Here is a 21,881-nt window from a genome sequence, read left to right on the forward strand (position 1 = left end):
CATCGAGCCGTCACGAACGCATCAGACCGTCCGCACCAGCCGCAGCGCGTCGTAGATTGCGGCGTGAGTGTTGCGCGCCGCGACCGCGTCGCCGATCCGGAAAAGCTGATAGGTGCCGTCCGGGTTCCGCGCGACCCTCTGCGGTTCGCCCGCGATCAGAGCCTCGTAATCGACCTCGCCCTGATTGCTCGAGCCGTCGCGCAGATCGAAATAGATGTCGTCCAGCGGCCGGGTGCCGTGATTGACGACGACCTGATCGACATGCCGCTCGCGGGTGAAGTCGCCGTAATCGCTGCCGATGGTCGCGACCAGGCCGTTGCCGGCCTTCGCCACGCCCGTCAGCTTCCAGAGCACGGTGAAGGTCACGTCGCGGGCCTGCAATTCGCGCAAGGACGGGGTCAGGGACATCGCCATGACCTCGGAGGAGAAATTGCGGTCGCGCGTCATGATCTCGACCTTGGCGCCGCCGGCGGCGAGGGTCTCGGCGGCTTGCAGGGCGGCGTAGTCGCCAGCGTCGTCATAGATCAGCACGTTGCTGCCGGGGCGGGCGTCACCCGACAGGATATCCCAAGACGAGACGACAAGATCATCGCCTGCGGCCAGCACCTCGGTATGCGGCAGCCCGCCGGTCGCGATCACGACGACATCGGGCTGTTCTGCGCGGATGGTGTCCGCATCGACATAGCTGTTGAAGCGGAAACTCACGCCAAGACGCGCGCATTCCGCGAAACGCCACTGGATCAGCTGGATCATCTCGTGGCGGCGCTTGGATTGCGCCGTGAGGCGTACCTGTCCGCCGGGATCGTTGGCGGCCTCGTGCACGATGACCTCATGGCCGCGTTCGGCGGCCACGCGCGCGGCCTCCAGTCCGGCCGGACCGGCGCCGACGATGACCACCCGGCGCGACGCATCGGCCTTGGTAATCTCATGCGGCATTTCCAGTTCGCGCCCGGTCGAGGGGTTGTGCAGGCACAGCGCCATGCCGCCCTGATAGATCCGGTCGAGGCAGTAATTCGCGCCGACGCAGGGCCGGATACGCTCTTCCTCGCCGCGCATGATCTTGGCGACGATATGGGGGTCGGCCATGTGGGCGCGGGTCATGCCGACCATGTCGAGCTTGCCCTCCGCGATGGCGTGCCGCGCGGTGGCGACATCCTGAATCTTGGCGGCGTGGAAGGTCGGGAACTGGGTGGCGGCGCGGATCTCTCCGGCGAAGTCGAGATGCGGCGCGCTGCGCATGCCCTGCACCGGGATCACGTCGGTCAGACCCGCGTCGGTGTCGATATGGCCCTTCACCACGTTGAGGAAATCGACCATCCCGCTGTCTTTCAGCCGCCGCGAGATTTCCAACCCTTCTTCGCGGGTGATGCCGCCGGGCAGATCCTCGTCGCCGGTGTAGCGCACGCCGACGATGAACTCGTCGCCCACCCGCGCGCGGATCGCCTTGAGCGTGTCGAAGGTAAAGCGCAGCCGGTTCTCCAGGCTGCCGCCGTAAGGCCCGTCCAGTTCGTTCGTCAGAGGCGACCAGAACTGATCCATCAGGTGGCCATAGGCTTGCAGCTCGATCCCGTCGAGCCCTGCCGCTTTCATGCGTTCGGCGGCGTCGGCATAGTCCTCGATGATGCGCGAGATGTCCCAATCCTCGGCCTTCTTCGGAAAGGCCTTGTGCGAGGCTTCGCGTTCGTGGCTGGGCGAGACGACCGGAAGCCAGTCTGCCTTGTCCCAGCGGGTGCGGCGTCCGAGATGGGTCAGCTGGATCATCACGGCGCAGTCGTGCTCGTGGCAGGCATCCGTCAGCTCTTTCATCCAGCCGACGACCTCGTCTTTCCAGGCGAGGATGTTGTTGAAGACCGGCGGGCTGTCGCGGGCGACGGAGGCAGAGCCCGCCGTCATCGTGAGCGCCACGCCCGCGCGGGCCCGCTCGACGTGATAGGCACGGTAACGCTCCTTCGGCATCCCGTCCTCGGGATAGGCGGGCTCGTGGCTCGTGATCATCAGGCGGTTCTTCAGCGTCAGATGCTTGAGCTGATAGGGTTGCAGAAGCGGATCACTGGACATGGGCGGACTCCTTGAGGTCGGGTCTTGAGGGCAGGGGGCGTCAGGCGTCGATCGAGACATCCCCGATCGGGTTCGAGCAGCAGGCGAGGACGTAGCCGTCTTCGATCTCGTCATCGGTGATGCCGCCATTGTGGACCATGTGGACCTGACCGCCCTTGGTCTTGATTTTGCAGGTGCCGCAGACCCCGAAAGTGCAGCCGGACGGCAGCGGCACGCCCGCAGCTTTCGCGGCGGCGAGCAGGGTTTCGGTCTCCTTGATCTTCGCGGTCTTGCCGGATTTGGCGAAAGTGACCTCGACGGCGGCATCCTCGTCGGGGGTCACGTCGTCTTCGGGCTCGACGGGGCGGTCGGCGACCGGCGCGTTGAAGCTCTCCTGATGGTAGTGGTCCATGTCGAAACCCAACCCGGTCAGCGCCTCGCGCACCGCGCGCATGAAGGGCTCGGGGCCGCAGCAGAACACTTCGCGCTCGAGGTAATCGGGGGCTGCGAGGCCAAGGATGAGCTGGTTGAGCTGCCCCTTGATCCCGGTCCAGGGCGCGTAGGGATCCTGCTCTTCAACCACCCATGTCAGTGCGATGCCGGGCAGGCGCGAGGCCATATGCTCCAGCCGTTCGCGGAAGATGATCTCGGACGGACGACGCGCGCAGTTGATGAAGACGATGTCCGGGTCGCTGCCCGCATCATAGAGCTGCGTCGTCATCGACATCATTGGGGTGATGCCGGAGCCTGCCGAGATGAACAGGTATTTCGACGCCGGATGCACGACGTTCGAGAACATCCCCGCAGGCCCCAACGCCTTGATCCGCATGCCGGGGCGCAGATTGTCGAGCATCCAGCGCGTGCCGAGCGAGGTCGGCTGTGCCTTGACCGTGACTGTCAGGGAGGTGGGGCGCGACGGCGAGGAGGAGATCGTGAAGGTCCGGTGCAGCGGGCCGCCCGCCACCGGCAATTCCAGCGTCACGAACTGCCCGGCATTGAAGTGAAACAGCGCGCCCGAGGGCGGACGAAAGGTGAAGCTCGCCGTATTCGGAGCCTCGGGCAGGAAGTTGACGCATTCCAGCGGTTCGTCGTCGGTCCAGAACTGAAGGAGCGGTTGAGCATTTGCAGCCATGAGCCTACTCCGCCGCGAGGCTGCGCGGGGCAATCGCGCGGGTCATGGTGGCGGCATACCAGTCGACGAACTGGATCACGCCCGATTCCCAGTCCGGGCTGTAGGGGCCCGGCGTATAGGCCGGAGAATTGATGCCGCGCTGGTTGTCCTCGACGATCTCGCGATCCTGATCGTTGGTGGCGATCCAGACTTCGGTCAGCCGTTGCAGATCGTAATCGACCCCCTCGACCGCATCGCGATCGACGATCCAGCAGGTCGTCACCTCGGTCTGCGTGGGGCTGATCGGCATCACCCGGAAGGTCAGCGAAATGTCGGGCAGGAAATGGTTCCAGGTCGACGGGTAGTGGAATTTCAAAAGCGAGCCGGCATCGGGCAGGGCGACGCGGCCAAGCGGGCGGCGCACCGCCGCCCGACCGTCCATCGTGTAGCTGACGGCGTTGTCCTGCAGCGGCATCCGCGCCAGGCGGTATTGGCCGTTGCCACCCAGACGGAACTGCGCCGGGGCACCGGATGCCTCACAGCGGTTGAAATGCCCCTGCAGCCGGCTCGAGATCGAGCCATCTGGGGAAACGCCCGCGACTTCCGGGTCGAGCGGGAAGGAGTTGCACAGCTCGGGGTGGTTGCTCGAGCAGTGATAACACTCGCGGTTGTTCTCCCAGACCAGCTTCCAGTTGCCTTCCTCGATGATCGACGAGGTGAAGGCGACCTTGCCCCGGTGCAGGTCGTGGACCTCCAGATAGGGGCGGGCCATCGCGGTGAAGGCCTCGAAATCGGGGGCGTCATCGGCAAGGCAGATATAGATCAGACCGCAGAGGTCGCGGGTCTGAACCGGGCGCAGCCTGTGCCCTGCCGGGTCGAAATCCGGCCCCATGTCGCGCGCCCAGAGCAGGCTGCCATCGAGATCGTAGGTCCACTGGTGATAGGGGCAGACCAGCTTGGCCACGCGGCCCGCGCTCGTCTTGCACAGGATCGAGCCACGGTGACGACAGGTGTTGTGAAAGCCCCGGATCTCGCCGTCGCTGCCCTTGACCAGAACGACGTCATAGGCCCCGATCTTCAGGCGCGCATAGTCGCCGGTCTTGACCAACTGGCAGGCGGGAATGGCGAAGAGCCACTGGCGATAGAAGATATGCTCGAGATCCGCCTTGAATATGCCCGGGTCGGTATAGAAGGCCCGGTCGAGCGAATATCCGGGTTTGCGATGTGCGAGCAGATCGGCAAGAGGAGGTGTCACGGGCGCGGCCTTTCCTATCCAAGCGTGATTTCACCTCATTTCAAATTTGCTTTTTTGTGCCTCTCAACGTCATAAATATTCATCCGGGGTGAGTTGAACTCACCCAAGACATATTTCGACATGGAATGGTTCGAAACCGACATCATGCAGCGCCCCTATGATCTTCCCTCGCTTAGCTCACTGAATTGTTTCGAGGCGGCTGCCCGAAAATTAAGCTTCAAGGCGGCGGCTTCAGAGCTGAACGTGACCCCGACGGCCGTCAGCCATCAGATTCGGGCGCTCGAGACGGAGCTTGGCCAGCAGCTTTTCCGGCGCCAGCATCGCGGCGTCGAATTGACCGAAGCCGGGGCCTATCTGTTCAACGCGGTGCAGCGCAGCTTCGAAGCCATTTCCGACGTCGTGCGCGACATGCGCGGGCCCGTCGCGGAAGACGACGTGATGGTGCTGGCCTCGACCGCGGTGAGTTCGCTTTGGCTCACCCCGAGATTGACGGAATTCTGGCTGACCCACCCGGACATCAACGTCTCGCAGATCGTGAGCGACGCGGTGGATTTGGAAGCGACCGTCGATCTGAGCCTGCATTACGGCGTGTTCCCCGAAGGGGACGAAAGCTGCACGCAGCTCTTTCAGGACCGTATCTGCGCGGTCGGCTCGGAGGCTTTTGCCGCGCGTTACGGCATCGCCTCCGCGCATGACCTGCACCGTGTCCCGCTGATCCACATCACCCGCGAGCGCCATCGCTGGACCGAATGGCCCGACTGGCTGTCCGAGCTTGGGTGCCCGCAGCCGACCGGCAAACGGATCACCGTCAACAATTACATGATCGGGTTGCAGATGGCGAAGGAAGGCATCGGCGCCTTGCTGGGCTGGGACGGCCTCGTGGGTCACTTGATCGAGGCCGGAGAGCTCGTCACGCTCGGGGCGGAAAGCGTCGTGTCACCGCAGTGCTTCTACATCAAGGTTCACCGGCGCGCCTCCGCAAAGGCGAAGAAATTCCGCGACTGGCTCGTCGCGCAGAGCGTCACGACGGACAGCGCCCGAGCGCGCATCACCGCGATGTCGGGCGATCAGGGTTGACGTCAATGACGCCGAAACTGCTGGAATCGCCTTGCTTGCCGGCCTCTCCGATATAGCCTTCGGCCCCGAGGCCGCGTCGGAGCAGTTCGCGAATGGCGGCAGCACGGCTCGGCATCCGCTGGGAAAAACGCCAGTCATCCAGTGCTTTGATTTCGTCGTCCGAAACCATGATCTGGAGTCTGGTCAGGCGCTTGCCGCGGTCGTTCGCCATGAAACCCTCCGGACCGACTAAACTTACTCAACTTAAATCAGCTTACTCAAGGTTAATACCTTCGAGCAGTTTGTCAATTGAGGGCAGGGAGGTCACGAACTGCTCGCAGTCAAGGTTGTCAAGTGGCCGAGGGTGTTAAGTTTATGTAATTGAAATGAATACCGAAAACGTCAGATTCATGCTAGACTTCATACATGGAACAGAAGAACGCAGAGACATATCAAGGCGATCTGGTTCGTTCTCGCCCTGTTGTGCTTTTTACGAGTGAAACAGTCCTCGCGCTCGACCTCGAGCAGGTGCTGGAGGAGGCCGGATTCCGCGTCGCGCATTGCGCCACGTGCGATGTGAGTGAGCTGAAGGCGTATGGCCCCGCCGGGATTCTGGCGGCGGTGATTGACGTCACGCTGCACGAAGCCGCCGCTGCCCAAGCGCTTCCCTGGCTGAAACGGCACGGGATTCCCGCGGTCATCGTCGGCAGCGGTGCGGAGGTCGTCAATTTCGAACGATCCAAGTTCCCGAACATCGTCGCGGAATTCGAAAAGCCGGTGATCGCCGACGAATTGGTCCGGCAGTTCCGGCGTTATCTCGAGACCGCGCCGCCCGACCTGAGGCCCGCGTCTTCCAGCGCCGTCTGGAACCGGTCCGACGGCTGATAACGCGATCTCGTCGCCGACTGGTGGGCCGCTAAGGCGAACCGGCCGATCGCATTTGGAAAGGTCGGGTCACATACAGACACGCGCCCCGGTTGGGGGCGCGCGTCCGTTCGCAGCCGCGTCATCCGGCCTCGGCCGACGCGATCTCGGGAGCGGCGATGTCAGGCCGCTTTCTCGGCAGACGGGGCCGCCGAGAGGGAGGCGATAGGACGGACCCGCCTGATCAGGAGCAGCGCGAGGCCAAGCAGCACTGCATCCGCAATCGGAAAGGCGAACCACAGGCCCTCGATACCGGCCAGCGCATTCATGAGGACCAGCAGGGCCGGCACCAACAACCAGGGCTTCACCAGTGTCAGCGCCGCCGTCCGCAGCGGATGGCCCATCGCCTGAAAGTGCATCGCGAGAACGAGGATCGGCCCGGTGAAGACGTAGAGCGCCGTCATCGGTCGCAGGATCGCGGCGACTGCCGCCGTGACCTGCGGATCTTCCGAAAACATCGCACCAAGCGGTTCACCCGCGACGAGACACGTCAGCGCCACACCGGCACACCAGAGAGACACGACAGCGATTGCAAGGCGCAGGGCCGCACCGGCGCGCGCGATGCGGCCTGCGCCGACATTGTTTCCGGTAATGCTCTGCGTCGTCAGCGCGATCGCCATCTGCGGCAGGAAGGCCAGCCCGAGGATGCGCGTCACCACACCATAGGCCGCGACATAGCTCGCGTGATCCGCGGAGGTGGTGCCAATCAGAAGAAGAACCGTGCTGCTCACCAGCGCCATCCCGATGAAGGTCAGCGACAGCGGCAGGCCGAGCGCGAGAATCCGCCCCCATCCCGACAGCCAACTGGCCTGCACGAGCGCCCCGAGCGGCAGCAAATCCCGATCGCGCGCCCGCACGATCAGCACCAGCGCCAGCCCGAGTATCTGCGCGCTCACGGTGCCGAGGGCAGAGCCCGCGACGCCCAGCCCGAGGAGCACGATCGCGACATAGTTCGCCGCGATGTTCAGCAGGTTCACCAGCACCGAGAGCAGCGCGATCAGCCCCGCGCGTCCTTCGTTGCGAAGGGCATCGGCGTGCAGCCCCAAGGTGAACTGGACCGGCGCGCCGAGGATCAGGATCAGCAGGTAGCTGCGCGTTTCCGCCGCGACCGCCTCGTTCCCGGCGGCGAGGGCGGAGACGACGGACGGGCCGAGAGTCAGCGCCGCGGCGATCAACCCCGCGCTGATCGCGAGCGCCAGGCCGTGCGCGCGGGCGAACACGGCGCCCGCCTTGCTTCGATCGCCGGCTCCGAGATGGCGGGCGAGCAGGCTCGACATGCCGCCGCCGCCCAGGGCGGTCAGCGCGGTGAGCAACATGACGACCGGAAAGCCCAGACTGACGGCGGCCAGGGCTTCAGCGCCGATGAAACGACCGACGAAGATGCCGTCGATCACGTTCAACAGCCCCCCGGTGGACATGACAACCGCCATGGGGAGCGCATTCGAGAGGAACAATCGCCCGACGGGGCGGGTCAGGAAGCGGTTTTCAACAGTGTTCGAAGCGGGTCCAACAGACATCGCTCACTCCTCCGCAGAGGCATTTCGAATGGGGAGGGTGCCTGCATTGCCCACCTGCGAAATGCATCGAGGGTGAGATGTCATCTTGCTCCGGGCTTCACCGTGACGTTTGTCTGCAGGCGGCAGGTGCCCGGCACCTGTCCGTTCGATAGCCGCAAATCACCGCTCGGGCAATATGGCGCAGCTCGGCCGGATCCGTTTCTCGCAGCGCATGATGTCCCTCTGCCACGCCTTGGGCGCGCGCGTTGCCGATGTCGACGCGGCGACGCGCCATTGCGTCAGGCGTCGACGGGCTTCACCTTCGGCGGGATCGGCGCTTCGGAGGGCGTGATGCCGTGTTTCAGCAGCGCCTTGTGCATATAGCTTCCGCGCCGGGGGCGGTTGTTCTCGGCCTCTTCCAGACGCGGCTTCATTCGACGCGCCCACATATGCACTGCATAGGTGTCGTCGGTGAGGAAATCCGCCTCCACGTCGAAGCGCGACATGATCATCTTGTTCCGGTCCTTGAAGGAGATCGGATAGAAGGCCTGTTGCGAGAGCGCATGGTCCCACTCGCCGGTCTCGCGCAGGAAGTGGCTCAGCGCGGCCGGGCCGGTCAGTCCCCATTCCTGCTCGGAGAAATGCACCGGTTCGCCGCGATCGCGGGCTGCGCGCAATTCCTGTTGCTGCTCTTCCTTCAGCCATGGCCCGATCGCGTAAGGGTCGGCCACGAAATCCAGCAGCCCGCGCAGGGTCTGCGACTCCGCCGGCAGGCGCATCACCGCGTTGCAGATCAGGTGCGGTTTCTCGAGCCCGAATACGTAATCATCGGTGAAATCGAAGGGTTTCACGCAAAGCACATCGGCATCGACCCAGATGTAATCGGTCTTTTCCATCAGGTGCAGCCGCCACAGATCGGCATGGATAGCGGGGCTGCCGGTGCGCTTGTGGCGGATGATCTCGTCGCCCGGAAATATGTCGCGCGCATCGCGCAGCGTCACGCCGGGCGGGGCGTTCGGGATCAGGTTGTAGCAATAGAGCAGGGTGTCATGGCCCGCATCGACGAAGGATTTCAGGCTCAGCTGTTCGAGCCAGGACAGGCGGTCACCGATCCACAGGGTTGCGATCGTCGGCAATTGGGACAAGGGTAGGCTCCTGTTCGGAAGGGTCTTTCGCGGCGCTCAGACGGAAGGCGGGGTGTAGCTGGGCCAGTCGAATTTCTTGGCGATCTCGTCCATCGCCTTGCGGTAATGCGGGCGCCGCGCGGGGTGGGAGGACCTCAGCACCGCATGGGCATAGTCATAGGTCAGGCGCGGCCGCTTCATCGCGAGAAGCTGTTTCAGCAGGGTTTTCTGATAAGCGGGCACGGTGCGGCGCGCCCGCAGCAAAGCGTAGATCTCCGCCGGGGTCGCGTCGCCCGCGACCACCCGTTGCGTGATCGGTTTCAGAACGCCCATCGCGGTAAGCGATGACCCCAGTCGATGGCCGAAGCGTCGACAGCGGATCCGGGTCACGTTGGGCGCGCGGAACAAGGTCGCGTGCATCGAATCCTCGCGTACCGTCGGATCGTAGAGGAGCCACATCTGCGCCGCCTGTGCGGCCTCATCGGGCGCATAGCCGTAGCGATCGGTGAAATTGCGCCGCCAGACCGCGCGATAGCGCCCTTCCCAGCCGCCGGTCACGTCGCGGTCGAGCGTGGCTTGCGGCGAGAGTGCGAGCACCGTGGCGCCGGGAGCTGCCGAGGAAAACGCCGCTGCCGCGTAGCCCGCCATCGAGGTGCCGTAGAACACCACGCGGCGGAACCGCTCGAAAAATCCGGTCTCGCGCATCTCGTCGAAGAAATCATAGACCGCCTCGGCGCGGTACCATGTCCAGCCATGCGCCCCGATGCCAAGCGCCGACCAGCCCTGCGAGTTGATGAAATTCACGCCCCAGGGCAGGCGCTCTTCGACCTTCTGGCGCGCATCGTCGAGATTGTCGAAGGTCACGACCAGCGTGTCGTCGCCCTCGACGAATAGTGCCTTATGCTCGGCATCGAGTCGGCGGTAGAATCCATGATCTGCCCCGATCCGTTCGAGCTGCCCAGTCCAGGCGATCTGGCGGTCTTTCAAGGCGGTATCAGGCATTGGTATAACCTATCTCGGCGGTTTGGCAGGGCCCGATATCGTGGCCATGTCGGGCGTCTCTCGGGGGGCGAGAAATCATGAAAAATCGTTCACAATATGGCGGATAGCACAAATGGGGTCCAGCCTGCAGCACGCGGCTTGGCGCACTGGAGCAGGGCGGCTTGGCCAAGCCTCAGCCGGACGTCGCCGCGCGCAACCGGGCGGCCTCATGCATCATCGCGGTCAGCCGGGCGACCTCGGGGCGCTCGGTCATCTCGTGCTTCATCGTCAACCCGACAGCGCCCGACATGAACTGCGCGCCCAGCGGCAAGCTCACCAGAAGCCCCGAGGCCAGTTCGCGAGCGACCACGCCGCGCGAGATGAACCACAGCATATCCGACCCTTCCAACAGCCCGAGTCCGGTCGCGAGCGACACGGTCTCGATCGGGCAGCGCGGCTCGGTGATGCCCTGCGCGCCCAGATAATCGTCGACGATGCGCCGGATGATCGCGCCGCGCGTAGGCAGGATCACGTCGCATTGGCGCAGCGCCTCGGGGGCGGGGCGGTGCGCGAATGGATGGCCCGCGCGCGCGGCCAGAATGACCTCTTCCTCGTAGAGAAAATCGAAGCGCAGCCCCGGCATGTCGGCGGCGGCGGGCATCCGTCCGATCATCAGGTCGATCGCACCCGAGCGCAGACGGTCGAGCAGATACAGGTTGGGCCCGGTGCTGATCGAGAGCCGCGTGCCCGGATGGGCGCGGCTGAACTCGAGGGCTACGCCCGGAAAGATCGAGCCCGCCACCGTCGGCAGCGCGCCCACATTGATCACGTCGCCGATCCCGTCGCCGCTGAGCGCAGCCGCGCCAGCCTCCAGTTCCTGCAACGCCTGAATCGCATGGCGGCGAAACGCCTCGCCCGCCGGCGTCACGGTCAACCGCCGCCCGCGTCGCTCCAGTAGCGCACCGCCCAGCATCGCCTCCATCTCGGAGAGGGTCTTCGACAAGGCAGGCTGTGAAATCCCCTGCTTACGCGCCGCAGCCGAGACCCCGCCTGCCTCGATCGTGTCGAGAAAGGCGCGGATGTGACGGAGCTTGAGACCTTTATGCATAGCCATGGGGTTATGGATTAACGTGCATTTTATATTTGGCTCAAGCGAAAACTTCAGAAAAGATTATGGCGGGAGGAAGAGGATGCACGCACTTAATTGCGACTGGGGGCATATCCATTACCGCGAAGACGGCGCGGCGCAGGGCGTCCCGGTTATATGTCTGAACTCGCTGGGCACCGATTTGCGGATGTGGGAAGGCCTTGTCGCCCCGCTCTCCGGCTATCGTCTTGTGCGCATGGATAAGCGCGGTCACGGGTTGAGCGCGACCTCTGACGCCGCCCCCACGATCACCGATCTGGCGCAGGATGCGCTGACGGTCGCCGATCATCTGGGTATCGAGGCGGCAGTGTTCGTCGGCTGCTCCATCGGCGGCATGATCGCGCAGGAGATCGCGCGGATCGCCCCCGAGCGGGTGCGTGCGTTGGTGCTCAGCAATACGGCCGCCAAGATCGGCACCGAGGAAAGCTGGGCAGAGCGGATCGCCACGGTGGAAAGTCAAGGTCTGCCCGCGATGGCGGACGGCGTGATCGAGCGCTGGTTCGGCCCCGCGTTCCGCGCCCATCCCGACTGCGCGCTCTGGGTGACGGAAGTCGCGCGCACCGATGCCAAAGGCTATGCGAATTGCTGCAAGGCGCTCGCCGGAGCTGATCTGCGCGACGCTCTGCCCGAGATTTCCGCCCCGACGCTGGTGATCGCGGGCAGCCATGACGGCGCGACCCCGCCCGAGCAGGTCATGGAAATGGCTGCCGCCATTCCCGGCGCGCGGGCCGAATTGATTGAAGGCGCGGGGCATATTCCCGCAATCGAGGCGCCCGAGCACGTGGCGCGCCTCATCACTGAATTTCTGAAGGAGCACGAGCTTGTCTGAGCGATATGAAGCAGGGATGGAAACGCGCCGCCGTGTGTTGGGCGACGCCCATGTCGACCGCGCCGATGCGAGCAAGACCGAGTTCGACGCGCCGTTTCAGGAGTTCATCACCGAGGGCGCCTGGGGCTCGGTCTGGTCGCGGCCTGACCTGACGCCGCGCGAACGCTCCATCGTGACGATCGCGCTTCTGGCGGCGCAGGGCAATCACGAGGAAATCGCGATGCATACCCGCGCCACCGCCAATACCGGCGCCACGCCTTCGGATCTGCGAGAAGCGATGCTGCATGTCGCGGTCTATGCGGGCGTGCCCCGCGCCAATCACGCGATCAAGATCATCAAGGAAACGCTGAAGGAGATGGGCCAATGACCGGTCGTTTGATCCCCCGCGAGGCCGGTATCCACCCGCCTCTCTTCACGCCGGCCTACAAGACCTCGGTGCTGCGCAGCCCGCAGCGTGCGCTGATCGCCTTCGACAGCTCGCCCAGCGAAGAGACCGGGCCGACCTTCGGCCATGTGAAGCTCGGCGCGCTCGATAACGACCTGCTGCTGAACTATGCCCGCCCCGGCACCAGCGCCATTGGCGAGCGGATCATCGTGCATGGTCGGCTTCTCGACGAGAACAACCGTCCGATACCGAACGCGCTGATCGAGATCTGGCAAGCCAATGCGGGCGGGCGCTATCGCCACAAGAAAGACGGTTATCTGGCGGCGCTCGATCCCGATTTCGGCGGCTGCGGGCGCACGATCACGGGCGAGGACGGCTCCTACGCGTTCCGCACCGTGAAGCCCGGCGCCTATCCGTGGCCCAACGGTCCGAACGAATGGCGCCCGGCCCACATCCACTTCTCGATCTTCGGGCACAGCTTCGGCCAGCGCCTGATCTCCCAGATGTATTTCGAGGGCGATCCGCTGATCGCACGCTGCCCGATCGCGCAGACGATCCCCGACAAGGCCGCGCTCGACCGGCTCGTGGCGGCGCTCGACATGAGTGAGACGAAACCGATGGACGCGATCGCCTATCGCTTCGACATCGTGCTGCGCGGCCACCGCCAGACCCATTTCGAGAACCGTCCGGAGGGCATGTAATGGTGCAGAAATTCGACAAGCCGATCCTGACGCCCTCGCAGACGGCAGGGCCTTACGTCCATATCGGGCTCGCTCCCGAGGCGGGCGGCATCGAGGGGGCTCCTTTCGAGACGCTGGGCCGCGAGATCGCCGGGCCGGAGGCGAAGGGCGAGCGGATCAAGGTGACCTGCCGCGTCGTCGACGGGGGCGATCTGCCGCTGCGCGATTGTCTGGTGGAGACCTGGCAGGCCGATGCCGCCGGGATCTATCCCGGCCAGAAGGGCGCAGATCCGGCGGTCTCCGGCTTCGGTCGCATCCCCGCCGATTTCAGCACGGGCGAGATCATTTTCGAAACGATCAAGCCCGGCGCGATTGCGCTTTCGGGCGACCGCGAGACGCCGCCGCATATCTCGTTCTGGATCTTCGCGCGCGGCATCAATCACGGGCTGCACACCCGGATGTATTTCCCCGAGGACGATCTCTCGGGCGACCCGCTTCTCGCGCGGATCGAGCATCGCGACCGGATCGCCACGATGGTCGCCGAGGCGACCGGCCCGGGCGAATACCGCTTCGACATCCGCCTGCAAGGTGCGGGCGAAACCGTCTTCTTCGATATCTGAGCCATGACCCAGGACCCCTGCATCATATGTGTCGCGATCACCGGCTCCGTGCCGCAGCAATCCGACAATCCGGCGGTGCCGATCACGATCTCCGAGCAGATCGAGTCCACGCAGGCCGCGTTCGAGGCGGGAGCGACGATTGCGCATTGCCACGTCCGCAACGAGGACGGCTCGCCCAGTTCCGATCCCGACCGCTTCGCACGACTGATGGAGGGGTTGCATGAACATTGTCCCGGCATGATCGTGCAGCTTTCCACCGGTGGGCGCTCCGGCGCGGGCAAGACGCGCGGCGGGATGCTGCCCTTGCGGCCCGACATGGCCTCGCTCTCGGTCGGGTCGAACAACTTCCCGACGCGGGTCTATGAGAACCCTCCGGATCTGGTCGACTGGCTGGCCTCGGAGATGAAGACCTACGATGTGCGCCCCGAGATCGAGTGTTTCGATCTCAGCCACATCTTTCAGGCCGCGAAACTGGTCGGCGACGGGCGGTTGCCCGCGAATGTCCATGTGCAATTCGTCATGGGCGTGAAGAACGCGATGCCGGTCGACCGCGCGGCGTTCGATTTCATGCGCGAGACCCGTGCCCGCGTTCTGCCCGAGGCGACGTGGTGCGCGGCAGGCGTTGGGCCGGGGCAGGTGGTCGTCAACCAATGGTGCATCGAGACCGGCGGGCATTGCCGCACGGGGCTGGAGGACAATATCCGGCTGGATCGCGAAACGCTCGCACCTTCGAACGCGGCGCTTGTCCAGCGCACGGTCGATCTGTGTGAAAAAGCGGGCCGTCCGGTTGCCACTTGGCAGCAGGCGCGCGAGATCCTCGCGCTGCCCATGAAGGGGGCCGCATGAGCCTCTCTCCCCTCGACAGCCCGCTCTGGTCCGGTCTCTACGGCGATGCGGAACTGGGTGCGATGCTCGACGATGCCGCATTGCTGGCGGCGATGGTGCGCGTCGAAGTGGCGCTGGCCGAGGCCTGCGCGGCCGAAGGCGTCGTGTCCGAGGCTGCGGCGTCCGAAATTGCCGAGAAGCTGACCGGGTACCAGCCCGATCCGGCGACACTGGCCGAGGGGGCCGCGCGCGACGGCGTGCCGGTTCCGGCGCTGCTGAGCGATCTGCGCGCCAAGCTGTCGGAAGAGGCGGGGGAGGCGATCCATTGGGGCGCGACCTCGCAGGACATCATCGACAGTGCGACGGCGCTTTTGATGACGCAGGCGCTCGCCGTGATCGCGGCGCGGCTGCGGCGCGTGATCCGCGTGACCGGTGAACTGGCCGGGCGCGAGGCGGAGACGGTGATGGCCGGGCGAACCCGCAGCCAGATCGGTTTGCCGGTGACTTTCGGCGCGCTGGTCGCGTCCTGGGGCCAGCCGCTGATCGACGCGGCGGCGCGCATGGCGGTGATGCAGGGCGCTGGGCGGGTCGCGCTACATGGCGCCGTCGGCACCGACGCGGCGCTGGGCGACAAGGCGCAGGCGGTACGTAACCGCATGGCGGAGGCGCTGGGGCTTCAGGCCGAGGATCAGCCGTGGCACAGCCGCCGCGACGCGATGGCCGGGCTCGGCGCGCAGGCGGTGCTGTTGACCGGGTCGCTGGGCAAGATCGGCACGGATGTCGTGACCCTCGCGCAATCGGGGATCAACGAGGTGCGGATCGCGGGGGGGGGCTCGTCCACCATGCCGCATAAATCGAACCCCGTGGCCGCCGAGGCGCTGGTGGCGCTGGCGCGTCACGCGGCGCATCTGCAGGGGAGCCTGTTTGAATCCGCGCTCCATGGTCAGTTCCGCGACGGCGCCGCCTGGGCGCTGGAATGGATGAGCCTGCGCCCGATCCTCGTGGCCTGTGGCGCGTCGCTGCGTCTTGCCGGAGAGATGCTGGAAGGGCTCGAGGCCGACGCCCCCCGGATGCGCGCCAATCTCGAGGCTGCGGGCTTCGGCCCCTATGCCGAGCGCGCGATCTTTACGCTCGCGAAGACGCTGCCGCGCAACGCGGCGAAGAAAGCGGTGCAAGAGGCGATGGCCGCACCCGATCCCGTGGCGGCGCTTCTGGCCGCCCATCCCGAACTCGACGGGGACTCCCTGACCGATCCGCTTCTTGCGGCAGGGCAGGCCCCGGCGCAGGCGCGCGCTTTCGCGCAGCGCTGCAATGACCTTTGCGGAGGAAACGCATGAAGACTCAAGTCGCCATCATCGGCGGTGGCCCGGCCGGGCTGCTGCTGTCGCAATTGCTCGACCTGCACGGGATCGAGAGCGTCGTGCTGGAGCGCCGCTCGCGCGATTACGTGCTGTCGCGCATCCGGGCCGGGGTGCTCGAACAGGGCACCGTCGATCTGCTGCGCGCCGCCGAAGTGGGCGCGCGAATGGACCGTCAGGGCGAAATCCACGACGGTGTCGAGATCTCGTGGCACGACGAGCGGCTCAATATCGACATCAAGAGCCTGACGGGCCGAGGGGTAATGGTCTATGGCCAGACGGAGGTGACGCAGGACCTCTACACCGCCCGCGATGCGCGCGGCGGCACCGTGCTGCACGAGGCCGAGGTAACGGCAATCGAGGGGATCGAGGGCGACGGCGTCACCGTGCATTTCACCCATGAGGGCGAGGCCAAGACGCTGACCGCCGATTTCGTCGCGGGCTGCGACGGCTTCCACGGGCCGTCGCGCAAGGCGATCCCGGAGAGCCACCGTCAGGAATTCGAGCGTGCCTATCCGTTCGGCTGGCTTGGCCTTCTGTCCGAGACGCCGCCCGCCGCGCCCGAGCTGATCTACGCGGCCCATGATCGGGGCTTTGCGCTGTGTTCGATGCGCTCGCCCACGCTGAGCCGCTATTACGTGCAGGTGCCGCTGAGCGAAAAGCTGGAAGACTGGCCCGCAGAGCGGTTCTGGGACGAGCTGCGCACCCGCATCCCGGCCGATGTGGCAGAGACGCTGGTCACCGGCGAGCCGCTGGAGATGTCGATTGCGCCGCTGCGCAGCTTCGTCTCCGAGCCGATGCGCCACGGGCGTTTGTTCCTGGCTGGCGACAGTGCCCATATCGTGCCGCCGACCGGCGCGAAGGGCCTGAACCTCGCGGCCTCGGATGTCTATTATCTGCACCGCGCCTTCGATCGGTTCTACAACCACGGCACGTCCGAAGGGCTCGACGCCTATTCCGAGACGGCGTTGTCGCGGGTCTGGAAATGCGAGCGCTTTTCGTGGTGGATGACCTCGATGCTGCACGATTTCCCGGAAACGGGCGCGTTCGAGCGCCGGATGCAGCGCGCGGAGTTCGAATATCTCCAGATGTCGGAGACCGCACGCAAGAGCTTTGCCGAAAACTACGTGGGCCTGCCTTACTGACGGGCCGAACCGCCCCCGCGCAAGGGGCACAAAGGGAGGAAATAACTATGAAACTTACGAAACTGCTAGGCCTGAGCGCCGCAGCCATGCTCTGGGCAAGCGGGAGCTTCGCACAGGAGATCACCCTCAAGCTGCACCATTTCCTTGGTGCCAAGGCGCCGGTGCAGACGCAGATGCTGGAGCCCTGGGCCAAGCGCGTCGAAGAGCTGTCGAACGGCAAGGTCAAGATCGACATCTACCCGGCGATGACGCTGGGCGGTCGCCCGCCGGAACTCGTGCAGCAGGCGCGCGATGGTGTGGTCGATCTGATCTGGACGCTCAATGGCTACACGCCGGGTCTCTTCCCGCGGACCGAGGTGTTCGAGCTGCCGACGGTCTATAACAACGACCCGGCCGCGACCAACCTCGCGATGCGCGACATGTTCGACAAGGAACTGAAGCAGGAATACGAGGACAAGGGCCTCGAAGTGATGTTCCTGCACGCCCATGCGGGCAACGGCATCCACACCGTCGATACCCCGGTTCACAGCCCCGCCGACGTGAAGGGCCTGAAGCTGCGCACGCCGTCGCGCACGGGGGCCTGGGTGATCGAGGCGCTGAACGCGCAGCCGGTCGCGATGCCGGTGCCGGAACTGCCGCAGGCGCTGTCGAAGAAGGTCGTCGACGGGGCGCTGATCCCGTGGGAAATCATCCCCGCGCTGAAGCTGCAGCAGCAGACACAGTACCAGATCGAAGGGCAGGACCATTGGCGTCTGGGCACCTCGATCTTCCAGGTGTCGATGAACAAGGCGAAATGGGACAGCCTGCCCGATGACGTCAAGGCGGCGTTCCGCAAGGCATCCGACGAGGAGTGGCTGAAGGAAGTCGGCCAGATCTGGCGCACCAGCGACAATAACGGGATCAAGGCCGCCGAAGCGGATGGCAACGAGCTGATCACGCTCTCGGCCGACGAGACCCAAGCCTTCAAGGATGCGATGCAGCCGGTCGTTACCCGTTGGGAAGACGAGGTAAAGGGCCAGGGCATCGACGGTCCGGCGCTGGTGAAAGAAGCCCGCGAGCTGACCGCTGAAGAAGAAAAGAACCTGGCGAGCCAGTAACCAACGGAGCGGCGACGATCATGCATTCTGCAACTGAGACTTTCTTGCGCAAGGCGATCTATGCCTGGGCCCTCGCCGGAGGCGGGGTGCTTGCAGCGATCGTCGCCGTAAACGTCTGGACAGTGTTGGGCGGCTTTATCGGGCTGCCCTTCGCGGGGGACTTCGAACTGACGGAGATGGGGGTCGCCATCGCGGCCTTCATGTTCCTGCCCTACTGCCAATTGGCCGATCAGAACGTGACGGCGGATATCTTCACCTCGAAACTTAGCGCCGCCGTGCAGCGTCGCTTCTCGGCCATCGGCTCGGTGCTGGCGCTGGGGTTTGCCGCGCTTCTGCTGTGGCGGATGTATTTCGGGATGCTCGATCAGAAATCCTATTCGCTCGCCACCACGATCCTGCAGATCCCGGTCTGGTGGGCTTACCTTCCCGCGCTTGCCTCGCTTGCGCTACTTTTCATCGCCGCAGCGCTGAGCCTGCGGGACAACTGGACGGGGCGTGCCTGATGGACCCGATTACTCTCGGCCTGCTTGGCCTCGCCATTCTCGTGGCGCTTATCGTCATGCGTGTGCCCATCGCTTACGCGATGATCCTCGTGGGCGCTGGCGGCACCGCGATCATCAACGGCCCGGCGATCTTGTTGAGCCAGCTCAAGACGCTCGCTTACGGTCAATTCTCGATCTATGACCTCTCGGTCGTGCCGATGTTCGTCCTGATGGGGGCGCTGGCCACCAAGACGGGCCTATCGCGCGACATGTTCCGCGCCGCCAATGCGTGGTTCGGCTGGATGCGCGGCGGCACCGCGATGGCCTCGATCGCCGCCTGCGCGGGCTTCGGCGCGGTCTGCGGCTCCTCGCTCGCAACCGCCTCGACGATGGGCAAGGTCGCCCTGCCGGAACTGGAGCGCTACAACTACTCTCCCGCGCTCGCGACCGGTTCGGTCGCGGCAGGCGGCGTGCTGGGCATCCTGATCCCGCCTTCGGTGATCCTTGTGATCTACGCGGTGATCGTGGAGGCCAATATCGTCACGATGTTCATGGCGGCACTGGTGCCCGGCCTGATCGCGGTCGCTCTGTTCCTGCTGACCATCGCGATCTATGTCCGCCTCGTGCCGAGCGCGGGCCCTGCGCAGGGCGTGTCGGACAAGGCCGAGTTCTGGGCGGCCACGCGCGGCGTTCTGCCGGTGCTGGGCATCTTCGGCGTCGTCATCGGCGGCATCTATGCGGGCTTCTACAACCCCACGCCCGCCGCTGCGATCGGCGTCTTCGCGGTCTTCGTCTATGGCCTCTTCCGCGGGCTGATGTCGCGCGAAGCCCTGCGCTCGTCGATCCTCGAGACGGCGGGCACCACTGGCATGATCTACCTGATCCTGCTGGGCGCGGAGCTTCTGAAGATCTTCATGTCGCGGGCAGGGGTGCCGCAGGCGGCTGCCGATATGGCGGTGAATTCCGGCTTGCCGCCGATGATGGTGATGGCGATCCTGCTGATCGCTCTGATCGTGCTGGGCTGCCTGATGGACTCGATGTCGATGATCCTGCTGGTGCTGCCCTTCTTCTGGCCGGTGCTGGTCGAGATCAATGGCGGTCTCTACCAGATGGCGGACGGCTCGGGCTTCGGCCTCTCGACCGACGAGCTGAAGGTCTGGTTCGGTATCCTTGCGCTTGTCGTGGTGGAGCTGGGGCTGATCACGCCGCCGGTGGGGATGAATGTCTTCGTGATCTCGGCGCTGGCGAAGAACGTTCCGATGGGCACCACCTTCCGCGGTGTCTTCCCGTTCTTCCTGTCCGAGCTCGTGCGCGTCGCGCTTCTGCTGGGCTTCCCGGCGCTGACGCTGTGGCTGCCTCGCGTGCTTGGTGGCTGATCCACTCAAGACAAGCGGATGAGACGGAACGGGGGGCGCAATCGCCCCCCGTTTCGCATTCACCCCGCGCGCATCGGGGCGAGGGCCTCGTTCTCGACCCCGATCCGCACCCAGAGCATCGCGGCGTTCAGTACGGTGAACAGAACTGCGACCCAGAGCAGGCCCAGTACCATCGGGGCGACGAAGATCTCGGCCACGACCAGCATGTAATTGGGGTGCGAGACGTATTTGAACGGCCCGCGCGCGACCAGCGGCTCTTCGAGGATGATGATCCGTGTCGTCCAGCGTCCGCCGAGGCTGGTGAGGATCCAGATGCGCAGCACCTGCAGCACCGCAAAGAGAGCGAGCCAGCCGAGGTGTACGGGCTGGCCGAGGCCGAAGACGATCAGGCACAGAATCCACGCGCTGTGCATCGCGACCATCACCGGGTAATGCGCCGCGCCGACCTCATGGGCTCCACGCGCCAGAAGCCGGGCGGTGTTGCGCCTGGCGATGACAAGCTCGCTCAGCCGTTGGACGATGATGAAGGCCAGAAAGAGAACGCTCGGGAGGGACATCACGCGGCCTCCGCCTCGATTTGGGACGGGCCGACATGGAAGGGCAGGAACGAGGCGGTAAAGCCCGGCCCGAGCGCGCAGCCCATCATCTGTCCGGTCTTGCCCGCATCCAACACCGCGCGCATCACGAAGAGCATGGTCGGCGCCGACATGTTGCCCGCCTCGCGCAGCACGTTGCGCTCGGCATCCAGCACGCCCTGTTCCAGATGCAACGCGGCCTCGATCGCTTCCACGACCTTCGCGCCGCCCGGATGGCAGACATAGCGGTCGATATCGGCGTGATCGAGGTTCGCGGCCCGCAGCGCGCCCTCCGCCGCCGTCGCGAATTCGGAATTGACGAAGCCCGGGATCGAGCGGTCGAAGATCACGCCGAAGCCGATCTCGTCCACGTCCCAGCCCATGATGTCGAGCGTGTCGGGCCATGTCTTCTGGTGCCCCTGACCGAGCGAGATCACCTGACCCGCGCCCGGCGCGTCGGTACTGATGCAGGCCGCTGCCGCGCCATCGGCGAAGAGGACGGCAGCGACGATATCGGCCTTCTGCATCCGGTCGGCGCGAAACGAGAGCGAGCAGGTCTCGACCACGACGAGCAGCACTTTCGCGCCCGGACGGCCCGCCGCGATGGATTGCGCCGTCGACAGTCCCGAAACGCCGCCCGCGCAGCCCAGGCCGAAGATCGGCACGCGCATGATGTCGTCGCGAAAGCCCATCTCGCCCAGAACCTGCGCCTCCAGCGAGGGCGTCGCGAGGCCGGTCGAGCAGACGGTGACCACGCAATCGACCTCCGAACCCTGCCAGCCTGCGGCGTCGAGCGCCGCCTGCGCCGCGTCGATGAACAGCGCTTTCGCGCCCTCCATGAACGCCGCGTTGCGATCCGCCCAGCCGTGGGCTTCCGAGAACCAGTCGATCGGCACGACCGAATAACGCCGGTCGATCCCCGCCGTGTCGAAGGTTTTCGAGAGCCGCTCGAATTGCGGGTAGGTCTCGCCGAAGATGATCTCGGCCCGCTCGCGCACCTCGGATTGCGCGAGGCAATGCGGCGGCAGGGCGGTGGAGAGACCGTGGAGGTAAACTGACATGGCAATTCCTTTTCGCTGAAGGCTGATGCTGGTCAGTCCTTGAGGAAACTGTTCGAAAATCTCGGGGGCGCGCTGGACTACCCTGTAAGACAACGGCCCGGAGCCGGGTTTGGTTCAGCCGCAAGGAGGAGAAAGCGGGGACACGCGACGTTATCCTCTAGGTTTAAGGTCGCCTTGTAGGTGCCTGAAAGCGCTTGGTTTCGTGTTATTGGATCTGCACAGCTTTCCGACCTCAACACCAAGCTGTGATCGCTGGCTGGCGCACCGGTTCCACGGTCAGCTTTCGTCATCGACGAAAGGCAGGCACGTGAGCGGAA

22 protein-coding genes are annotated in these 21,881 nt (G+C 65.1%); 12 read left to right on the forward strand and 10 right to left on the reverse strand.

The window, feature by feature from the left end; all coding sequences use genetic code 11:
* Window positions 1-21: 21 nt before the first annotated feature.
* Genes B6V74_RS15000 through B6V74_RS15010 form a run of 3 tightly spaced genes read right to left on the reverse strand, consistent with a single transcriptional unit; the run spans window position 22 to window position 4,403 of the window.
* Complete coding sequence (locus B6V74_RS15000; RefSeq protein WP_088723262.1) at window positions 22-2,058, reverse strand: NADH:flavin oxidoreductase; 2,037 nt, start codon at window positions 2,056-2,058, stop codon at window positions 22-24.
* Between the two features lie 40 nt (window positions 2,059-2,098).
* Window positions 2,099-3,169 (reverse strand): hybrid-cluster NAD(P)-dependent oxidoreductase, encoded by a 1,071-nt coding sequence (locus B6V74_RS15005; protein ID WP_088718364.1) that lies wholly within the window; start codon window positions 3,167-3,169, stop codon window positions 2,099-2,101.
* Window positions 3,170-3,173: 4 nt separating this feature from the next.
* On the reverse strand, window positions 3,174-4,403 hold the full coding sequence (locus tag B6V74_RS15010; protein WP_088723263.1) for an aromatic ring-hydroxylating dioxygenase subunit alpha: 1,230 nt from the start codon (window positions 4,401-4,403) through the stop codon (window positions 3,174-3,176).
* A gap of 120 nt (window positions 4,404-4,523) precedes the next feature.
* Here B6V74_RS15010 and B6V74_RS15015 point away from each other — a divergent pair, with 120 nt between their 5' ends.
* Window positions 4,524-5,480: a LysR family transcriptional regulator gene (locus B6V74_RS15015; protein WP_240497122.1), complete on the forward strand. Its 957-nt coding sequence runs from the start codon at window positions 4,524-4,526 to the stop codon at window positions 5,478-5,480.
* Here B6V74_RS15015 and B6V74_RS15020 read toward each other — a convergent pair.
* Window positions 5,452-5,691, reverse strand: coding sequence for a hypothetical protein (locus B6V74_RS15020; RefSeq protein WP_075777024.1), 240 nt, complete (start codon window positions 5,689-5,691; stop codon window positions 5,452-5,454). The two genes, B6V74_RS15015 and B6V74_RS15020, sit on opposite strands and share 29 nt — an antisense overlap.
* A 194-nt stretch (window positions 5,692-5,885) precedes the next feature.
* Here B6V74_RS15020 and B6V74_RS15025 point away from each other — a divergent pair, with 194 nt between their 5' ends.
* Window positions 5,886-6,344: a hypothetical protein gene (locus B6V74_RS15025; RefSeq protein ID WP_088723264.1), complete on the forward strand. Its 459-nt coding sequence runs from the start codon at window positions 5,886-5,888 to the stop codon at window positions 6,342-6,344.
* A gap of 161 nt (window positions 6,345-6,505) precedes the next feature.
* Here the strand turns inward: B6V74_RS15025 and B6V74_RS15030 are convergent, their stop codons facing one another.
* The 4 genes from B6V74_RS15030 to B6V74_RS15045 all read right to left on the reverse strand — a co-directional run bounded on the left by B6V74_RS15030 (window position 6,506) and on the right by B6V74_RS15045 (window position 11,098).
* A complete protein-coding gene (locus B6V74_RS15030; RefSeq protein ID WP_088723265.1) occupies window positions 6,506-7,900 on the reverse strand; it encodes an MATE family efflux transporter in 1,395 nt (464 codons plus the stop codon).
* Window positions 7,901-8,178: 278 nt separating this feature from the next.
* Window positions 8,179-9,024, reverse strand: coding sequence for a hypothetical protein (locus tag B6V74_RS15035; RefSeq protein WP_088723266.1), 846 nt, complete (start codon window positions 9,022-9,024; stop codon window positions 8,179-8,181).
* Window positions 9,025-9,060: 36 nt separating this feature from the next.
* Window positions 9,061-10,005, reverse strand: coding sequence for a phosphoadenosine phosphosulfate reductase (locus B6V74_RS15040; protein ID WP_088723267.1), 945 nt, complete (start codon window positions 10,003-10,005; stop codon window positions 9,061-9,063).
* A 172-nt stretch (window positions 10,006-10,177) separates the two neighbouring features.
* Window positions 10,178-11,098: a LysR substrate-binding domain-containing protein gene (locus B6V74_RS15045; RefSeq protein ID WP_075777028.1), complete on the reverse strand. Its 921-nt coding sequence runs from the start codon at window positions 11,096-11,098 to the stop codon at window positions 10,178-10,180.
* Window positions 11,099-11,174: 76 nt separating this feature from the next.
* On the opposite strand from B6V74_RS15045, the gene pcaD reads away from it, so the two are divergent.
* Genes pcaD through B6V74_RS15095 form a run of 10 tightly spaced genes read left to right on the forward strand, consistent with a single transcriptional unit; the run spans window position 11,175 to window position 19,928 of the window.
* Complete coding sequence (pcaD, locus tag B6V74_RS15050; protein WP_088723268.1) at window positions 11,175-11,960, forward strand: 3-oxoadipate enol-lactonase; 786 nt, start codon at window positions 11,175-11,177, stop codon at window positions 11,958-11,960.
* Window positions 11,953-12,327 (forward strand): 4-carboxymuconolactone decarboxylase, encoded by a 375-nt coding sequence (pcaC, locus tag B6V74_RS15055; protein WP_206184168.1) that lies wholly within the window; start codon window positions 11,953-11,955, stop codon window positions 12,325-12,327. The genes pcaD and pcaC overlap by 8 nt, the downstream gene beginning before the upstream one ends.
* Window positions 12,324-13,046 carry a protocatechuate 3,4-dioxygenase subunit beta gene (pcaH, locus tag B6V74_RS15060; RefSeq protein ID WP_088718372.1) on the forward strand — a complete coding sequence of 241 codons (723 nt, stop codon included), beginning with the start codon at window positions 12,324-12,326 and terminating at the stop codon, window positions 13,044-13,046. Before pcaC ends, pcaH begins: the two co-directional genes overlap by 4 nt.
* The gene (pcaG, locus tag B6V74_RS15065; RefSeq protein ID WP_088723269.1) at window positions 13,046-13,645 is read left to right on the forward strand and encodes a protocatechuate 3,4-dioxygenase subunit alpha; all 600 of its coding nucleotides are present in this window, start codon (window positions 13,046-13,048) and stop codon (window positions 13,643-13,645) included. Before pcaH ends, pcaG begins: the two co-directional genes overlap by 1 nt.
* A gap of 3 nt (window positions 13,646-13,648) precedes the next feature.
* Complete coding sequence (locus tag B6V74_RS15070) at window positions 13,649-14,491, forward strand: 3-keto-5-aminohexanoate cleavage protein (RefSeq protein ID WP_088723270.1); 843 nt, start codon at window positions 13,649-13,651, stop codon at window positions 14,489-14,491.
* Window positions 14,488-15,807: a lyase family protein gene (locus B6V74_RS15075; protein ID WP_088723271.1), complete on the forward strand. Its 1,320-nt coding sequence runs from the start codon at window positions 14,488-14,490 to the stop codon at window positions 15,805-15,807. Before B6V74_RS15070 ends, B6V74_RS15075 begins: the two co-directional genes overlap by 4 nt.
* Window positions 15,804-16,973, forward strand: a complete 1,170-nt coding sequence (pobA, locus tag B6V74_RS15080; RefSeq protein WP_088718375.1) for a 4-hydroxybenzoate 3-monooxygenase — start codon at window positions 15,804-15,806, stop codon at window positions 16,971-16,973. Before B6V74_RS15075 ends, pobA begins: the two co-directional genes overlap by 4 nt.
* Before the next feature lie 47 nt (window positions 16,974-17,020).
* Window positions 17,021-18,070 carry a TRAP transporter substrate-binding protein gene (locus B6V74_RS15085; RefSeq protein ID WP_075777035.1) on the forward strand — a complete coding sequence of 350 codons (1,050 nt, stop codon included), beginning with the start codon at window positions 17,021-17,023 and terminating at the stop codon, window positions 18,068-18,070.
* A gap of 20 nt (window positions 18,071-18,090) precedes the next feature.
* Window positions 18,091-18,573, forward strand: coding sequence for a TRAP transporter small permease subunit (locus B6V74_RS15090; RefSeq protein WP_075777036.1), 483 nt, complete (start codon window positions 18,091-18,093; stop codon window positions 18,571-18,573).
* On the forward strand, window positions 18,573-19,928 hold the full coding sequence (locus tag B6V74_RS15095) for a TRAP transporter large permease subunit (protein ID WP_075777037.1): 1,356 nt from the start codon (window positions 18,573-18,575) through the stop codon (window positions 19,926-19,928). The genes B6V74_RS15090 and B6V74_RS15095 overlap by 1 nt, the downstream gene beginning before the upstream one ends.
* A 59-nt stretch (window positions 19,929-19,987) precedes the next feature.
* Here the strand turns inward: B6V74_RS15095 and B6V74_RS15100 are convergent, their stop codons facing one another.
* Together B6V74_RS15100 and B6V74_RS15105 are read right to left on the reverse strand one after the other, a co-directional pair.
* On the reverse strand, window positions 19,988-20,485 hold the full coding sequence (locus B6V74_RS15100) for an isoprenylcysteine carboxylmethyltransferase family protein (protein WP_088723272.1): 498 nt from the start codon (window positions 20,483-20,485) through the stop codon (window positions 19,988-19,990).
* Complete coding sequence (locus B6V74_RS15105; RefSeq protein ID WP_088723273.1) at window positions 20,485-21,564, reverse strand: type III polyketide synthase; 1,080 nt, start codon at window positions 21,562-21,564, stop codon at window positions 20,485-20,487. Before B6V74_RS15105 ends, B6V74_RS15100 begins: the two co-directional genes overlap by 1 nt.
* Window positions 21,565-21,881 lie beyond the last annotated feature (317 nt).

It is taken from the genome of Thioclava sp. F42-5, from assembly GCF_002213195.1.
GTDB lineage: Bacteria > Pseudomonadota > Alphaproteobacteria > Rhodobacterales > Rhodobacteraceae > Thioclava > Thioclava nitratireducens.

Coding starts and splice junctions, on each gene's coding strand:
- B6V74_RS15000 (WP_088723262.1), bottom strand. CDS start 2,058: ATGTCCAGTGATCCGCTTCTGCAACCCTATCAGCTCAAGCATCTGACG.
- B6V74_RS15005 (WP_088718364.1), bottom strand. CDS start 3,169: ATGGCTGCAAATGCTCAACCGCTCCTTCAGTTCTGGACCGACGACGAA.
- B6V74_RS15015 (WP_240497122.1), top strand. CDS start 4,524: ATGGAATGGTTCGAAACCGACATCATGCAGCGCCCCTATGATCTTCCC.
- B6V74_RS15020 (WP_075777024.1), bottom strand. CDS start 5,691: ATGGCGAACGACCGCGGCAAGCGCCTGACCAGACTCCAGATCATGGTT.
- B6V74_RS15025 (WP_088723264.1), top strand. CDS start 5,886: ATGGAACAGAAGAACGCAGAGACATATCAAGGCGATCTGGTTCGTTCT.
- B6V74_RS15030 (WP_088723265.1), bottom strand. CDS start 7,900: ATGTCTGTTGGACCCGCTTCGAACACTGTTGAAAACCGCTTCCTGACC.
- B6V74_RS15040 (WP_088723267.1), bottom strand. CDS start 10,005: ATGCCTGATACCGCCTTGAAAGACCGCCAGATCGCCTGGACTGGGCAG.
- B6V74_RS15045 (WP_075777028.1), bottom strand. CDS start 11,098: ATGGCTATGCATAAAGGTCTCAAGCTCCGTCACATCCGCGCCTTTCTC.
- pcaD (WP_088723268.1), top strand. CDS start 11,175: ATGCACGCACTTAATTGCGACTGGGGGCATATCCATTACCGCGAAGAC.
- pcaH (WP_088718372.1), top strand. CDS start 12,324: ATGACCGGTCGTTTGATCCCCCGCGAGGCCGGTATCCACCCGCCTCTC.
- pcaG (WP_088723269.1), top strand. CDS start 13,046: ATGGTGCAGAAATTCGACAAGCCGATCCTGACGCCCTCGCAGACGGCA.
- B6V74_RS15070 (WP_088723270.1), top strand. CDS start 13,649: ATGACCCAGGACCCCTGCATCATATGTGTCGCGATCACCGGCTCCGTG.
- B6V74_RS15075 (WP_088723271.1), top strand. CDS start 14,488: ATGAGCCTCTCTCCCCTCGACAGCCCGCTCTGGTCCGGTCTCTACGGC.
- pobA (WP_088718375.1), top strand. CDS start 15,804: ATGAAGACTCAAGTCGCCATCATCGGCGGTGGCCCGGCCGGGCTGCTG.
- B6V74_RS15085 (WP_075777035.1), top strand. CDS start 17,021: ATGAAACTTACGAAACTGCTAGGCCTGAGCGCCGCAGCCATGCTCTGG.
- B6V74_RS15090 (WP_075777036.1), top strand. CDS start 18,091: ATGCATTCTGCAACTGAGACTTTCTTGCGCAAGGCGATCTATGCCTGG.
- B6V74_RS15095 (WP_075777037.1), top strand. CDS start 18,573: ATGGACCCGATTACTCTCGGCCTGCTTGGCCTCGCCATTCTCGTGGCG.
- B6V74_RS15100 (WP_088723272.1), bottom strand. CDS start 20,485: ATGTCCCTCCCGAGCGTTCTCTTTCTGGCCTTCATCATCGTCCAACGG.
- B6V74_RS15105 (WP_088723273.1), bottom strand. CDS start 21,564: ATGTCAGTTTACCTCCACGGTCTCTCCACCGCCCTGCCGCCGCATTGC.